At 63.1% G+C, this 15,043-nt stretch carries 18 protein-coding genes; 6 read left to right on the top strand and 12 right to left on the bottom strand.

Annotation, left to right across the window (positions count from 1 at the left end):
• Positions 1–8: 8 nt before the first annotated feature.
• Positions 9–1,472, bottom strand: a complete 1,464-nt coding sequence (locus tag PKA57_RS09975; protein WP_324300090.1) for a coniferyl aldehyde dehydrogenase — start codon at positions 1,470–1,472, stop codon at positions 9–11.
• Between the two features lie 249 nt (positions 1,473–1,721).
• Here PKA57_RS09975 and PKA57_RS09970 point away from each other — a divergent pair, with 249 nt between their 5' ends.
• The 4 genes from PKA57_RS09970 to PKA57_RS09955 all read left to right on the top strand — a co-directional run bounded on the left by PKA57_RS09970 (position 1,722) and on the right by PKA57_RS09955 (position 4,964).
• Positions 1,722–2,777, top strand: a complete 1,056-nt coding sequence (locus PKA57_RS09970) for a GGDEF domain-containing protein (RefSeq protein ID WP_324300088.1) — start codon at positions 1,722–1,724, stop codon at positions 2,775–2,777.
• Between the two features lie 173 nt (positions 2,778–2,950).
• Entirely contained in the window at positions 2,951–3,751 is an 801-nt protein-coding gene (locus PKA57_RS09965; RefSeq protein WP_324300086.1) for an enoyl-CoA hydratase-related protein, read from the top strand.
• Between the two features lie 20 nt (positions 3,752–3,771).
• Positions 3,772–4,563 (top strand): enoyl-CoA hydratase/isomerase, encoded by a 792-nt coding sequence (locus PKA57_RS09960; RefSeq protein ID WP_324300084.1) that lies wholly within the window; start codon positions 3,772–3,774, stop codon positions 4,561–4,563.
• A gap of 2 nt (positions 4,564–4,565) precedes the next feature.
• Positions 4,566–4,964, top strand: coding sequence for a nuclear transport factor 2 family protein (locus tag PKA57_RS09955; protein WP_324300082.1), 399 nt, complete (start codon positions 4,566–4,568; stop codon positions 4,962–4,964).
• A gap of 77 nt (positions 4,965–5,041) precedes the next feature.
• Here the strand turns inward: PKA57_RS09955 and PKA57_RS09950 are convergent, their stop codons facing one another.
• Genes PKA57_RS09950 through PKA57_RS09900 form a run of 11 tightly spaced genes read right to left on the bottom strand, consistent with a single transcriptional unit; the run spans position 5,042 to position 13,736 of the window.
• On the bottom strand, positions 5,042–5,542 hold the full coding sequence (locus tag PKA57_RS09950; RefSeq protein ID WP_324300081.1) for a DUF411 domain-containing protein: 501 nt from the start codon (positions 5,540–5,542) through the stop codon (positions 5,042–5,044).
• 33 nt (positions 5,543–5,575) lie between these two features.
• Positions 5,576–5,914: a hypothetical protein gene (locus PKA57_RS09945; protein WP_324300079.1), complete on the bottom strand. Its 339-nt coding sequence runs from the start codon at positions 5,912–5,914 to the stop codon at positions 5,576–5,578.
• Between the two features lie 54 nt (positions 5,915–5,968).
• Entirely contained in the window at positions 5,969–6,385 is a 417-nt protein-coding gene (locus PKA57_RS09940) for a TfoX/Sxy family protein (RefSeq protein WP_324300077.1), read from the bottom strand.
• A gap of 22 nt (positions 6,386–6,407) precedes the next feature.
• Entirely contained in the window at positions 6,408–6,767 is a 360-nt protein-coding gene (locus PKA57_RS09935; protein WP_324300075.1) for an iron-sulfur cluster assembly accessory protein, read from the bottom strand.
• Between the two features lie 52 nt (positions 6,768–6,819).
• Positions 6,820–7,206 carry an SUF system Fe-S cluster assembly protein gene (locus PKA57_RS09930; protein WP_324300073.1) on the bottom strand — a complete coding sequence of 129 codons (387 nt, stop codon included), beginning with the start codon at positions 7,204–7,206 and terminating at the stop codon, positions 6,820–6,822.
• 9 nt (positions 7,207–7,215) lie between these two features.
• Positions 7,216–8,466, bottom strand: a complete 1,251-nt coding sequence (locus PKA57_RS09925) for a cysteine desulfurase (protein WP_324300071.1) — start codon at positions 8,464–8,466, stop codon at positions 7,216–7,218.
• Positions 8,463–9,794 carry a Fe-S cluster assembly protein SufD gene (gene sufD / locus PKA57_RS09920; RefSeq protein WP_324300069.1) on the bottom strand — a complete coding sequence of 444 codons (1,332 nt, stop codon included), beginning with the start codon at positions 9,792–9,794 and terminating at the stop codon, positions 8,463–8,465. The genes PKA57_RS09925 and sufD overlap by 4 nt, the downstream gene beginning before the upstream one ends.
• A 9-nt stretch (positions 9,795–9,803) precedes the next feature.
• Entirely contained in the window at positions 9,804–10,544 is a 741-nt protein-coding gene (gene sufC / locus PKA57_RS09915; protein ID WP_324300066.1) for a Fe-S cluster assembly ATPase SufC, read from the bottom strand.
• Positions 10,544–11,998, bottom strand: a complete 1,455-nt coding sequence (sufB, locus tag PKA57_RS09910; protein ID WP_324300064.1) for a Fe-S cluster assembly protein SufB — start codon at positions 11,996–11,998, stop codon at positions 10,544–10,546. The genes sufC and sufB overlap by 1 nt, the downstream gene beginning before the upstream one ends.
• A gap of 21 nt (positions 11,999–12,019) precedes the next feature.
• On the bottom strand, positions 12,020–13,228 hold the full coding sequence (locus tag PKA57_RS09905; RefSeq protein ID WP_324300062.1) for a cysteine desulfurase family protein: 1,209 nt from the start codon (positions 13,226–13,228) through the stop codon (positions 12,020–12,022).
• 34 nt (positions 13,229–13,262) lie between these two features.
• A complete protein-coding gene (locus PKA57_RS09900; protein WP_324300060.1) occupies positions 13,263–13,736 on the bottom strand; it encodes an Rrf2 family transcriptional regulator in 474 nt (157 codons plus the stop codon).
• Between the two features lie 273 nt (positions 13,737–14,009).
• Here PKA57_RS09900 and PKA57_RS09895 point away from each other — a divergent pair, with 273 nt between their 5' ends.
• Both PKA57_RS09895 and PKA57_RS09890 read left to right on the top strand, forming a co-directional pair.
• Positions 14,010–14,666: an alpha/beta hydrolase gene (locus tag PKA57_RS09895; protein WP_324300058.1), complete on the top strand. Its 657-nt coding sequence runs from the start codon at positions 14,010–14,012 to the stop codon at positions 14,664–14,666.
• Positions 14,667–14,696: 30 nt separating this feature from the next.
• A partial coding sequence (locus PKA57_RS09890; RefSeq protein WP_324300056.1) for a DUF3147 family protein occupies positions 14,697–15,043 on the top strand: 347 nt, incomplete at its 3' end.

Raw genomic sequence — 15,043 nt, 5'->3', positions numbered from 1 at the left:
AACGAGATTTACTTCTTGATCTGCGAGGCCAGAAGCTTGCGCGTCTTGAGGCCGTAGGGCGGACGGAACATCTCTACCACCATCTTGGCCTTGGCCTGCGTGTAGATCGCCTTGGCATGGCTGAAGGTCTTGAAACCGTCGATGCCATGATAAGCGCCCATGCCGCTCGGGCCGACACCGCCGAAGGGCAGGTCTTCCATCGAGACATGCATGATGACGTCGTTGATCGTCACGCCGCCCGAGGTCGTGCGGTCGAGCACCTGCCGCTCCTCCTGCTCGTCCTCGCCGAAATAGTAGAGGCCGAGGGGACGCGGATGATCGTTGACGTAGCCGAGCACTTCCGTCACGTCGCGATAGGACTTCACGGGCAGGACCGGGCCGAAGATTTCGTCCTGCATGACCTTCATGTCGTCGGTCGGGTTCAGGATGATCGTCGGCGGAATCTTGTGGGCCTGCTGCTGGCTGAAATCCTCGTTCGCCGGATTGATCTCGACGACCTTGGCGCCCTTCGCCCTGGCATCCTCGACATAGCCGTTGATGCGCTCGTAATGGCGCTGGTTGATGATCGACGTGTAATCCGGGTTGTCCTTGATCGTCGGATACATCTTCCTGATCGACTTCGTGGCCTCGGACACGAATTCATCGACACGGCTCTCGGGCACGAACACATAGTCCGGCGCGAGGCAGATCTGCCCGGCATTGAGCGTCTTGCCGGTCATGATCTTGGCCGCCGCGTCTTCAATCTTCGCCGACTTCGAGACGATGACCGGAGACTTGCCGCCAAGCTCGAGCGTCAGCGGCACGAGATTCTCGGCCGCCGCGCGCATGACGTGATGCGCGATCGAGGTCGCGCCCGTGAACAGGAGGTGGTCGAAGGGCTGGCTGCTGAACGCCTGGCCGACCGCCGGGCCGCCGGTGATGACGGCGACTTCCGTCTCGTCATAGGCCGAGCGGATCATGCGGGCCATGAGTTCCGAGGTCGCCGGCGTGAATTCCGACGGCTTGATCATCGCGCGGTTGCCCGCCGCGAAAACACCCGCAAGCGGCGTCCACGTCAGATTGATCGGAAAATTCCACGGGCTGATGATGCCGACCACGCCAAGGGGCTGGTACTCGACGCGCGCCTTGGCGCCGAGAAGGCCGAGCGGGAACTGGACCTTGCGCTTTTCGGGCCTCATCCACTGGCGCAGATGCTTCTTGGCATGCTTGAGCGGCCCGAGCGAGCCCATCACGTCGGTCAGCAGGGACTGATCGTGGCTGCGATGCCCGAAATCGGACGCCAGCGCCTCCGCGATCTCCTTCTGGTTGTCCACGAGAAGCGCGATTGCGCGGTCGATCCAGTCGATGCGCTTTTCGGCGGAGGGAGGGCCGTCCTTTATATGGGCTGCCTTCTGACGATCCAGAATGTTACGGATCGAGGCCGAGATCGCGCTCGCATCCGCCTCGTTAGCCTTGGACTCGGCCAGACTCATGTTCTTTTCCTCCTGTTGCGCGCCTTCCCGGTGCAGCTCTCATTAAGGGAAATATACATGACAAGCGGGTCCCGGTAGACCTGCGTTTTAATAATCTTCACTCTCAATTTGACGCAACGTCAACCGCGCCGGATGTGCCATTTCAGTCCCCGGTTTACCGCCACGTAACAAAGATCGCCTAGCTTCGGAGCTGTGGAGACCAGCCACCCCCGGGCGGCTCGGGGATGGCGGCAAGGTGAGGATACGGATTTGACTTATACAGACGACATCGCCGTCGCCACGGAGTGGAGCACGAGGGCTCTCGGCCTCATGGCCCGACATGGCGTCGTTCCCCTGCCGGAAAACTACGATATCTGGTTCCGCTACGTCTCCGGCCATAACAGCGAACTCAATGACGAGATCGACAAGCGGCTGAAGGAAGGCCGGGCGATCGACGAGAAAGCCTCGGCCGAACTCCACCAGCGCTTCGCCAGCCACGAAACCCTCGCCGAGGCCGCCCTTGACGCCGGCGAAAAACTGAATGTCGAAGTCGACAAGATCATGAAGCTGGTCGAGGCGACCGCCGATGGCTCCAACGAGCTTGGCACCTCCATGCGCCAGGCGAGCGCCGAACTGACCGCCAAATCGACGCCCAAGGATGTTCGCCGCGTGGTCGAGGCGATCGTCACCGCCACGCGCAAGATGGAGAACCGCAGCCGGGAACTCGAGGCGCGGTTGAACGAAACCAAGGGCGAGCTGAAGACGCTCAGGACGAACCTCACCAAGGCGCGCAACGAAGCGCGGACCGACGGGCTGACGGGCGTCGCCAACCGCAAGGCATTCGACGAGGCGCTCGCGCAGGAAATCGCACAGGCGACCAGGGAGCAGACGCCGCTCTGCCTCGTCATCGGCGATATCGACCACTTCAAGCAGTTCAACGACACATGGGGCCACAGGACGGGCGATCAGGTCCTGCGCCTCGTTGCAAGCTGCCTCAAATCCGGCGTCAGGGAGGGCGACACGGTGGCCCGCTATGGCGGCGAGGAATTCGCGATCATCATGCCCGCCACGATGACGGGCGAAGCGGAAAAACTCGCCAATTCCATCCGCGAGGTCGTGCAAGCACGCGAACTCGTCAAGCGTTCGACGGGCGAGACCCTCGGCCGCGTGACCATGTCGCTCGGCGTGGCGACGATGCGGCCCGGCGAGAGCCCGGCCGCGCTCATCGAGCGGGCCGATGCCTGCCTCTACGCTGCCAAGCGCAGTGGCCGCAATCGCGTCGTCAGCGAGACGCAGGACCTCCCGATCAGGGCCAAGGCGAGCTGACGCCCGCAAGCCTGCGCCCTGCTTCCATGAAATTGACGCAACGGAATCCTCGTCCGCATTTTTCGGGCACCCGATAGCCGTTGCACGGCTTCATCCCGGCTTCCGTCGCGCGGCGGCCACGTCTATGCTCGCCCGCAATTCGACATCGAAAATCGCGGCGACGAGAGGCCAGAATGACCACCCGCAACACCATCACGCTTGAAGCGAATGAGGGCATCGCCCTCCTCACCCTCAACCGGCCGGAAGTGCTCAACAGCATCAACATGGAGCTGATCGCGGAGGTGCGCGCGGCGCTCGCCGAGGTGAAGGCCGACGCCAATCTGCGCGTGCTCGTGATGACGGGCGCGGGACGCGGCTTCTGCGCGGGCGCCGACCTCGCCGCGCAGGGCGCGAGGCAGGAAGGCATGAGCGTCGGCCAGGGCGTCGCACACGGCATGGAAGTCGCCTTCAATCCGATGATGCGTGAGCTGATGGATCTCGGAAAGCCCGTCATCGCGGCGGTCAATGGCATGACGGCCGGTGGCGGCGTGGGGCTTGCGCTTGCGGCGGACATCGTCATCGCCGCGCGGTCGGCGACTTTCATCCAGGTCTTCGGGCCGCGGCTCGGCCTCATCCCCGATCTCGGCACGACATGGACGCTGCCGCGCCTCGTCGGCCGCGCCCGCGCGCTCGGCCTTGCGCTTACCGGCGACAGGCTCGCCGCCGAAACCGCCGCCGAATGGGGCATGATCTGGAAATGCGTCGACGACGACGCGCTGATGGGCGAAGCCATGTCGCTCGCCCAGAAACTCGCCAAGGGCCCGACCAACGCCTTTGCCGAAATCAAGAAGGCGCTCGACATTTCCGAGCACCACACATTCGCGGAGCAGCTCGACTATGAGCGCGAGACTCAGGGTCAGCTCGGCGACCATCCGAATTTCATCGAAGGCGTGACCGCCTTCCTTCAGAAGCGCGAACCCAAATTCAAGGGCTGAACAGGTTTAGGGAGACAATCATGGAATTCGAGCGCGTAAGACTCGAGATCGACGGGCCGGTCGGCACGCTGACGCTGAACCATCCGGAAGTCATGAACGCCGTTTCGCCGGAAATGCTCGGCGGGCTCATGAGGGCGATGGACGAGGTGGAAGATCCGAAGAACGGTCTGCGCTGCCTCGTCATGACGGGCGAAGGACGCGGCTTCTGCACCGGCGCCAATCTGCAGGGGCGCGGCGACAACAATGCCGGACGGACGGATGCGGGCTCGGCGCTGGAGACGGCCTATCACCCCTTCCTGCGGCGCCTGCGCAATCTGAAGATGCCCTTCGTCACCTCCGTCAACGGACCGGCGGCGGGTGTGGGCATGAGTTTCGCGCTGATGGGCGATCTCGTGCTCTGCGCGCGTTCGTCCTATTTCCTCCAGGCGTTCCGGCGCATCGGCCTCGTGCCGGATGGCGGCTCGACATGGATCCTGCCGCGCCTCGTCGGCAAGGCGCGCGCGATGGAGTTGTCGCTGCTCGGCGAAAAGCTGCCCGCCGAGACGGCGCTCGAATGGGGCCTCGTCAACCGTGTCTTCGACGATGCGAAGCTCGCCGAGGAGACGAAGAAGCTCGCGCATGATCTCGCCAACGGCCCGACCGTGGCGCTCGGCCTCATCCGCCAGCTCTATTGGGAGAGCACCGACAACACCTATGAGGAGCAGCTCAACCTCGAACGCCAGAACCAGCGGACGGCCGGCAACTCCCGCGACTTCAAGGAAGGCGTGCGCGCCTTCCTTGAAAAGCGCCCCGCGCAATTCAAGGGAGAGTGACGATGCAGCCGGCGGCGATTGAAAACTGGCACAGGGTGGTGAAGTCGAAAGACCCGAAAGGCCTCGACGACATTCTCGCCGACGATGTGGTGTTTCAATCGCCTGTCGTGCACACGCCGCAACGTGGCAAGGCGATCACCATGGCCTATCTGACGGCTGCCATGCATGTCCTGAGCAATGACGACCGCTTTCGCTATGTCGGCGAATGGTTCGGGCCGGATTCCGCCATTCTGGAATTCGAGACGGAGATCGACGGCATCGTCATCAACGGCATCGACATGATCGGCTGGAACAAGGAAGGCAAGATCGACCGCTTCAAGGTGATGGTGCGGCCGCTGAAAGCGATCAACCTTTTGCACTCGCTCATGGCCGAGCGCCTTGCGGCGATGATGAAGGCTTAAGTCTCCTCGGTGCGGCGCCGCCGCTCATCGATGAGCAAGAAGACAAGGGCGTCCCCGGCCGGGGACGCCCTTTTCCGTCAATCGATGGCGTAGATCCGGGGCTCGCCCGCGACCGCGCCGGGCGCCGCGATCTCGAAGATCTTGAGCGGCCCCTGCCGCGCGCCTGGCATGCCGGGAACGCCCATCGGCATTCCCGGAACCGAGATGCCCGCAATCTTCGGGCGTTCCTGCAAGAGCCGGTGAACATATTCGATCGGCACATGCCCCTCGACGACATAACCGTCGATGACGGTCGTGTGGCACCCGGCGAGAGCGTCGGTCACGCCGAGCGCCCGTGCCCTCGCTGCGAGATTTTCGTCATCGACGGTCGTCACATGGAAGCCGCTCTGCCTGAGGTGATCGGCATAGCCTTCACAGCATGAGCAATCGGGCGACTTGTAAAGCGTCGCCATGCGCGGCGCGGACTTTGCCGCAAAACCGGCGACGGGCATTGCCGCGACCGCAACCGCCGACAGCAGAACGGCGATGGCGAAGCGGCGCGTGGCGCGTGGCCGCGCGAACTTCATTTTCCGAAACATGACTTTCTCCTGATGGTGTAGCGAATAATCCGATCAGGCCGAAAGCCAAGGTGGCGACTGCTCAGGCGCGAGGGTCCAGGGCCGCATCGCCGCAGGCGTCTCCGCCTCGAATTCGTTCATACCGGCAAGGCCGAGCGCGATCGCCGCCATTGGGATCACGGCCGGCACGCCACAGGAAAGCTGGCAGGAGGGGGAAGCCGGAACGGTTCCTTCATGCCGCGAACATGCGTCGCATGCGCCGTCGGCGGCGGCCATTTCCGAAAGCATTTCGGAGTGTGCGCCGGAGAGCGGCATGGCATGCATGCCCGCGCCGAATAGGACGGCGGCGAGAACCGAAAGAATGGCGCCCCAGACTGCGATTTGCGACTTCATGCGCGGGAGTTTGACCAGCCCGCCGGCCAATGACAATGGCGCAATATGTCCGCCCTATTCCTTCGGAGTCTTTTTTCGCGCTCGCTTCGCGGCAGGCTTTTTCCGGCTTGCCGTCCGCGCCGCCTTCGCAAGCTTTGCCGACCTTGCGGCGCGCATGACGGCGAGAGACTTCCGCGCCCATTGCACAAGTTCGTCCGGGTCGTCATAGAGGCGCTCGGGCACTTCGTAATAATGGAGCGCGCCGGTCTTTCCGTTCCGCATTTCGTAGGTGAAGGGTTCCATCCCCTCCCCCTCGAAGTCGGCGCGATTGGTGTCATCGACCTTGAAGTAGAGCGTTTCCTCGAAGATGAGGCCGAACATCAGATCGTCGAGATAGACGCCCGCGCCGCCGAACATGCCGCGCATGCGCACGGGCCCGAGCCTCTCAAGCTGTTCGGCGACGAATTCCTTGTATTCGGCGCTGACGGCCATGCGTCCCTCCCGACGGCTCTGGTCAGGCGCCGGCGGGCTCTATGGTGACGCTCTCCCCGCAGCCGCAGGCATCCGTCACATTCGGATTGTTGAACTTGAAGCCGGAGGAAAATTTCTCGGTGACGTAGTCCATCTCCGTGCCGATGAGAAAGAGGATGGCCTTGGGGTCGATCAGGATCTTCACCCCCTTGTCCTCGATCACTTCGTCGAGCGGCTTCACGTCCTCGGCATATTCCATGGTGTATTCCATGCCGGCGCAGCCGCCATTCTTCACGCCGACGCGCAGGCCGACATATTTCCCCTCGGATCGCACCATGATGGCGCGCAGATGTTCCGAGGCCCTGTCGGTCAGTCTGATTGCCTTTGGGCGTTCTCTTGCCATGTCATTCATCCTCAGGCTTCAGGTGGCTATCCAGGTCAGTCCGTTCAAGCGGCTAGTACATATTGAGCGCGACGCGCGCCTCTTCGGACATGCGGCTCGTGTCCCAAGGCGGATCGAAGACCATGTTGACCTTCACATCGCCCACGCCATCGACCGAACGCACGGCATCGGCCACCATTTCCGGCATCGTGCCCGCAACCGGACAACCCGGCGCCGTCAGCGTCATGTCGATGGTGATGTCGCGATCATCCGAAATATCGACCTTGTAGATGAGGCCAAGCTCATAGATGTCGACCGGGATTTCAGGGTCATAAACCGTCTTGAGCGCGTCGATGATGTCGTCGGTCAGCCGCTCCAGCTCCTCCGGCGGAAGCGCGGAGGTTTCCGCCGCCGCGTCAGGTGGATTTTCGCCGACCGCCATGTTCACGTCTTCTGACATTTCCATTCCTCAGGCGAAGAATTTCTTCGCATCGATGAGGGCTGCGACCAGCCGGTCGATTTCCTCATGCGTCGTATACATGGCGAAGGAGGCGCGCGCCGTCGCCGTCACGCCGAAACGCTCCATGAGCGGCTGGGCGCAATGATGCCCGGCACGAACCGCGACGCCCGCGCGGTCGATCACGGTTGCGATGTCATGGGCATGCGCGGAACCGAGGGTGAAGGAGATGATGCCACCCTTGCTCCGCGAGGTGCCGATGATCCGCAGATCGTCGATCTCCGAAAGCCGCTCATTCGCATAGGCGAGCAGGCTCGCCTCATGCGCCGCGATGCGCGCGCGGCCGACGCCATGCACATAATCGAGCGCGGCGCCGAGGCCGATCGCCTCGACGATCGCCGGCGTTCCCGCCTCGAAGCGATGAGGCGGCGCTGCATAGGACACGGCATCGAGGCTCACTTCGCGGATCATCTCGCCGCCGCCGCGATAGGGCCGCATCTTCTCCAGCAATTCCTTCTTGCCGTAGAGAAAGCCGATGCCCGTGGGCCCATAAATCTTGTGTCCCGTCACCGCGTAGAAATCGACATCGAGATCGCGCACGTCGATCTCGAGATGGACGGCGCTTTGCGAACCATCGACCACGACCGGAATGCCGCGCGCGTGGGCAAGGCGCACGATCTCCTTCATCGGCGTGACCGTGCCGAGCACATTCGACATATGGGTGATCGCGACGATCTTGACCTTCGGCCCGAGCAGCTTCTCGAACGCCTCCATGTCGAGATCGCCCTCATCCGTCACCGGTACCCATTTGAGAACGGCGCCCTGCCGCTCGCGCAGGAAATGCCAGGGAACGATGTTCGAGTGATGCTCCATGACGGAAAGCACGATCTCGTCGCCCGGACCGATCATCGGCGCCGCGAAGCTCGATGCGACGAGATTGAGCGCATCGGTCGAGCCCGACGTGAAGATGATCTCGTCCGTCGAGGCGGCGTTGATGAAGGCGCGCGTCTTCTCGCGCGCATCCTCGAAGCGCTGCGTCGCCGCATTGGAGAGATAATGGAGGCCGCGATGCACATTGGCGAATTCGTGCTCCATGACCTCGCGCATCGTGTCGATCACGACCTTCGGCTTCTGCGCCGAGGCTCCGTTGTCGAGATAGACGAGCGGCTTGCCATAGACCTCGCGGCTCAGGATCGGAAAATCCGCCCGGATGGCTGCGACGTCATAGCCCGCTTCAACGCGCTTCAATGGCTGACCTGTCATGACGCAACCTCGCTTCCCGGCTGGAACCAACCCGCGGCAAGCGCACGCAAGGCTTCCCGCGCAGCTTCATGAGGCACGCTCTCGAAGGCTTCGTCGAGAAATGCCGAGATGAGAAGCTGACGCGCCGTCGCCTCGTCTATGCCGCGCGAACGCAGATAGAAGATCGCCTGCGCGCTCAGTTCGCCAATGGTCGAGCCATGGGCGCACTGGACGTCATCGGCGTAAATCTCAAGCTCCGGCTTCGCATTCATCGCCGCGTCGCGGGAGAGCAGAAGCGCGTTCGTCATCTGCCGCCCGTCGGACTTCTGCGCGCCCTCGCGCACGACGACCCGGCCCTGGAACACGCCGGTCGAGGTTCCGTCGAGAACGCTCTTGAAGAGCGTGCCGCTGGTGCAATGGGGCACGGCATGATCGACGAGCACGAAGTGATCGCCATGCTGCGAGCCGCGCAGCGCCGTTGCGCCATTGACCTCGGCCTTGGCTTCCTCACCCTCGAAACGAATGAACGATTGCGAGCGCGAAACGCCGCCGCCAAGCGTCATCGAGAATGTCGAGAGCTTCGACCGCGCGTCGAGATGCGCCGAAAGCGTCGCGAGGTGGATGGCATTCGGCGCTTCGTCCTGCACCTTCACATGATCGAGGCTCGCGCCATCGGCCAGCGAAACATCCGTCACGAGATCGGCGAAGTAGCGCGAAGCACCGGCGCTGACATGTGTTTCGAGGATCGACGCCGACGCTCCTTCGTCGAGCCGGATGAAATTGCGCGCGTGAAAGGCGCCGTCATCGGCCGCGAGGAAAAGGAGATGCAGCGGCTTTTCGAGCCTGACGCCCTTGTGGACATGGATCGCCACCCCGCCCTGCATCAGCGCCGTATTGAGCGCGATGACATTGGTGGCGCCGGTCGTGGCCGCGCTCGTCTCGACGAGCAGCCGCACCCAGGATTTGTCGAGGGCGTCTGCCAGCGGGAGTACTTCGACGCCCGAAGGCAGCGCCGCATCCGACAGATCCACCCGCAGCCGGCCGTTCACGAACACGAAAACATGACGGTCGATGGCGTTGAAGGCGGCAGCGGAAGCCCGCGCCTCCGCAGCCGGGAGCAGCACCGCGCCCCGATGCTCCGGCGCAGGCGCAAGGGATGCCCTGCCCAGCGCCTGACGCAGATCCGTGTAGCGCCAGTCCTCAAGGCGGCGATGCGGAAGTCCCGCCGTCCTGAAGACGCGCAGCGCCTCGTCGCGGCGCTGGGAAAGCCACCCGATGCCCGCGCCGGGAAGCGCCGCGCGCTGCCGCTCATAGGCATCGATGAAAAGCTGTTCGGCTTCGCCTGTCATTTCAGATCCTTACGCCGCAAACTCGGCATAGCCGGTCCGCTCAAGCTCCGCGGCAAGCTCCTTGCCGCCCGAACGGACGATCCGGCCCTTCGAGAGCACATGGACGACATCCGGCACGATGTAGTCGAGCAGACGCTGATAATGGGTGATGACGATCATCGCGCGCTCGGGCGAGCGCAGCGCGTTCACGCCATCGGCGACGACCTTGAGCGCGTCGATGTCGAGACCGGAATCGGTTTCGTCGAGAACGGCGAGCGAGGGCTCCAGCATCGCCATCTGGAGCACTTCCGCCCGCTTCTTCTCGCCGCCCGAGAAGCCGACATTGACCGCCCGCTTCAGCATGTCCTCGCTGATGTTGAGCGGCTTCGATTTCTCGCGAACGAGCTTCAGGAAACGCGGCGCGTCGAGATCGGCCTCGCCGCGCGCCTTCCTCTGCGCGTTGATCGCGGTCTTGAGGAACATCATGTTGGTGACGCCCGGAATCTCGATCGGATACTGGAAGGCGAGGAAGACGCCCGCGGCCGCGCGCTCGTCCACATTCATGGCGAGGAGGTCCCTGCCCTTGTAGGTGATCGAGCCTTCCGTCACCTCATAGCCTTCGCGCCCGGCGAGCACATAGGAAAGCGTCGACTTGCCGGAACCGTTCGGCCCCATGATGGCATGGACTTCGCCCGCGCCGACCGTGAGATCGATGCCCTTCAGGATTTCCTTGCCGTCCACGACGACATGCAGGTTCTTGATCTCGAGCATTATCCTACGCTTCCTTCCAGACTGATACCGACGAGCTTTTGCGCCTCGACTGCGAATTCCATCGGCAGATGCTGCAACACTTCGCGGCAGAAACCGTTGACGATGAGCGCGACCGCCTCTTCCTCCGGGACGCCGCGCTGGCGGCAATAGAAGAGCTGCTCCTCGCTGATCTTCGAGGTCGTCGCCTCATGTTCGAGGATCGCGGTCGGATTTTTCGCCTCGATATAGGGCACGGTGTGCGCCGAGCAATTCGAGCCGATGAGCAGGCTGTCGCACTGCGTGAAGTTGCGGACGTTCTCTGCCTTCTTGTGAACGCTCACGAGCCCTCGATAGGTGTTCGAAGAACGCCCGGCGGAAATGCCCTTCGAGACGATGCGGCTCGACGTGTTCTTGCCGAGATGGATCATCTTCGTGCCGCTGTCGACCTGCTGGAAATGGTTCGAGATGGCGATCGAATAGAACTCGCCGCTCGATCCCTCGCCGCGCAGGATGCAGCTTGGATATTTCCAGGTGACGGCCGATCCTGTTTCCACCTGCGTCCAGGAAATCTTGGAACGGGGACCCCGGCAATCGCCACGCTTGGTGACGAAATTATAGATGCCGCCCATGCCGTTCTCGTCACCGGGGAACCAGTTCTGAACCGTCGAATATTTGATCTCGGCATCGTCGAGCGCGACAAGCTCGACAACGGCGGCGTGAAGCTGGTTCTCGTCGCGCTGCGGAGCGGTGCAGCCTTCGAGATAGCTCACATAAGAGCCCTTGTCGGCGATGATGAGCGTGCGCTCGAACTGGCCCGTCTGCTTCTCGTTGATGCGGAAATAGGTCGAAAGCTCCATCGGGCAGCGCACGCCCTCGGGAATGTAGACGAAGGACCCGTCGGAGAAGACAGCGGAATTCAGCGTCGCATAATAATTGTCCGAGTACGGCACGACGGTGCCGAGATACTTGCGGACAAGCTCGGGATATTCGCGCACCGCCTCCGAGAAGGGGCAGAAGATCACACCCGCTTCCATGAGCTTCGCACGGAAGGTGGTGACGACCGACACCGAATCGAACACAGCATCGACGGCGACGCCCGCCAGCACTTCCTGCTCCGCGAGCGGAATGCCGAGCTTCTCGTAAGTCTCGAGAAGCTTCGGATCGACCTCATCGAGGCTCGCGGGCTTCGCCATCTGCTTCGGCGCGGCAAAATAATAGGCGTCCTGGAAGTCGATCGGCGGATAGGCGACCTTCGCCCATTTCGGCTCCTCCATCTGGAGCCAGCGACGATAGGCCTGCAGCCGCCATTCGAGCATCCATTCGGGCTCGTGTTTCTTGGCCGAGATGAAACGGATCGTATCCTCGTTCAGGCCCTTGGGAGCTTTCTCGGATTCGATATCGGTGGTGAAGCCGTACTTGTACTTGTCGGCTGCAACCTGATCGACCGTATCGACCGTCTCGCTAACGGCTGCCATCTCGTACTCTCCACTTCATTCTCAAGCCGGCACGGCCGAAGAGGCCGCCGCCCGCACCGATGCGCTCTCCGGCGCGCCGGTCTTTACATCACTCTCATGGGCGCGCGCTTTTACAGCCGCGCGGGCCCAGCTCTGAACAAACCGCTCGATCTCGGCGCGCGTGTTCGCAAGGCCGAGACTGACGCGGATCGCGCCTTTGGCGAGTTCGGGCGGGACGCCCATCGCCTCGAGCACATGGGAGCGCGCCACCTTTCCCGACGAGCAGGCGGAACCCGCGCTCACGGCAAATCCGTCGAGATCGAGGATCATGAGCAGCGTTTCCGCATTGAGCCCCGCCGACGAAAAAAGGCTCGTATTGGCAAGCCTTGGCGCGTTCTCGCCAAAAATCCGAACATCCGGAACCGCCGCCTTCAAGGCGGCTTCGAGCGCATCGCGCAGCTCGGCGATGCGCGTATAGGCATCTGCGTCTCTCGCCGCGGCGCGCGCCGCAGCGCCGAACCCGGCAATGCCCGGCACATTTTCGGTGCCGGAGCGGCGGCGCAATTCCTGCCCGCCACCGCGAATGAGCGGCTCGAATGCAAGCTCATCGCGCCAGACGAGTGCGCCGATGCCCTGCGGGCTGCCGAGCTTGTGCCCGGAAAGAAGCATCATGTCGGCGCCGAGCGCGACGAAATCGACGGGCATCCGGCCCACAGCCTGAACGGCATCCGTGAGCATGAAGGCGCCTGCGGCGCGCGCCATCGCGGCCGCCTCGGCCACGGGCTGGATAACGCCCGTTTCATTATTCGCAAGCATCAGCGCCACCAGCGTCCTGCCCTTGCCCGGCGCATCGAGAAGTCCGGCCAGCGCCGCAAGATCGGCAATGCCGTTTTCGTTGACCGGCAGCACCTCCACCTCGAGGCCGGAATGGGCCGCCGCAACACGCACGGCGTCGTGCTCCACCGAGGACAGGACGATGCGGCGAATGCCGAGCGCGTTCCTCGCCGCGTGAAGGGCAAGGTTCGCCGCTTCGGTGCCGCCGCTCGTGAAGGTGATTTCAGCCGGCTTCGCCTTCACCAGCGCGGCGACCGCCACCCTCGCATCCTCGACGATCTTGTGCGCCGCCCGCCCCTCGGCATGCACCGATGACGGATTGCCAGTCAGTGCGAGCACGCGCGCGACCGCCTCCACCGCTTCGGGGCGAACCGGAGCGGTGGCATTGTGGTCCATATAGGCGCGCTCGATCGTCATGCCTTCAGTGCCTCGTGGCGTCAGGATTTTTCGCTCAATCGGCGGCGTTGGAAATCGCCTGCTCGGGTGCGGGACGCGGGCTCGCGGTCGATACCACGCGGCCGTTGATCACATCGCCGAGCGACACCGAGCCGAGGAAAAGCTGAATATGGTGACTAAGCTCGGCCCAGAGATCGTGGGTGATGCAGCGGCTGGAATTGTTTCCCATGCACCCTTTGGGAGAGCCGACTTCGCAGCGCGTCGCCTTGATCGGCTCGTCCACCGCGAGGATGACATCCGAAATACGAATGTCGTCCGCATGGCGGGAGAGCAGATAGCCGCCGCCGGGGCCGCGAACGCTCTTCACCAGATTGCCCCTGCGCAACTTGGCGAAAAGCTGCTCGAGGTAAGACAGAGAAATCTCCTGACGCTCGGCTATGTCTGCCAGCGCCACAGGACGGCCCGTGCTGTAGCGGGCGAGATCGGCCATGGCCATGACCGCATAACGACCCTTTGTCGTGAGTTTCACGGACCTTCTCCTCTCGAAACAGGGCTTCCTGGCGGCGCAAAGGGCCAAAACCCTTGCCTAACCGGGACTTGCCTGTGTTAAGAACGTGCGCCTCTCCTTCGGGCCCGGCATGAGTTCGGGGGGAGGCTCTTGCACTTCGGCCCGGCCTATCCCGAGCGCCTTAGTCAACTATTTAGCTGCCTCCGGGAAAGATTTCCAGAGGAAAAGAGCCGATTGCGACGGAAAATTTCCGACAGTGACAGTCGGTTAATAGCAAGGTGAAGTGAGACGGGCATGCCTGAGGTTATTTTCAATGGTCCTGCCGGCCGCATCGAGGGCCGCTACCATCACAGCCGCAAGGCCAATTCGCCGATCGCGCTGGTGCTGCATCCGCACCCCCAGTTCGGCGGCACCATGAACAACCCCGTGACCTACACGCTCTTTCAGGGCTTCGTCGCGCGCGGTTTCTCGGTTCTGAGGTTCAACTTCCGGGGTGTCGGCCGCAGCCAGGGCGCCTTCGATTCGGGCATTGGCGAGCTTTCGGACGCGGCGTCCGCCCTCGACTGGCTTCAGGCGCAGAACCCTGACGCCTCCCAGTGCTGGATCGCGGGCTTCTCCTTCGGGGCGTGGATCGCCATGCAGGTGCTCATGCGCCGGCCGGAGATCGAGGGCTTCATCTCGGTCGCTCCGCCCGCCAACATGTATGACTTCACCTTCCTCGCGCCCTGCCCCTCCTCGGGCCTCATCATCAATGGCAGCGCCGACCAGGTCGCGCCGGCGGCGGATGTGCAGAAGCTCGTCGACAGGCTGAAGACGCAGAAGGGCATCGTCATCGAGCACGCGACGATCGACGGCGCCAACCACTTCTTCGATTCGCATCTCGAGCAGCTCACCAGCGTCTCCGGCGCCTATCTCGACAAGCGCCTCGCCGCTCACGCGCAGAAGGCCTGAACGGCGCCAACCGGCCAGGGAGGAACGCCGATGCTCTACGCAATCGTGAAGGCGCTCCTCTCCGGCTTCATCATCATGGCCGTTTCGGAGATCGCCAAGCGCAGCCCGTCTTTCGGCGCGCTCGTGGTCTCTCTGCCGCTCATCTCCATTCTCGCCATCATCTGGCTCTGGAACGATACGGGCGACAAGGAGCGCATTGCGAGCCACGCCGAGGCGACCTTCTGGTATGTGCTGCCGACGCTGCCGATGTTTCTCGTGCTGCCGGCGCTGCTCAGATACGGAACCGGCTTCTGGCTCGCGCTCGCCGTCTCCTGCCTGCTCACCGTGCTGCTTTATCTCGCAACCATCTGGATCGCGGCGAGGTTCGGCGTCAGCCT

The sequence above is a fragment of the Parvibaculum sp. genome (assembly GCF_035325945.1).
Lineage (GTDB): Bacteria > Pseudomonadota > Alphaproteobacteria > Parvibaculales > Parvibaculaceae > Parvibaculum.
The sequence above is the reverse complement of the archived record's forward strand: the minus strand, read 5'-3'. Positions and strand labels throughout refer to the sequence as shown.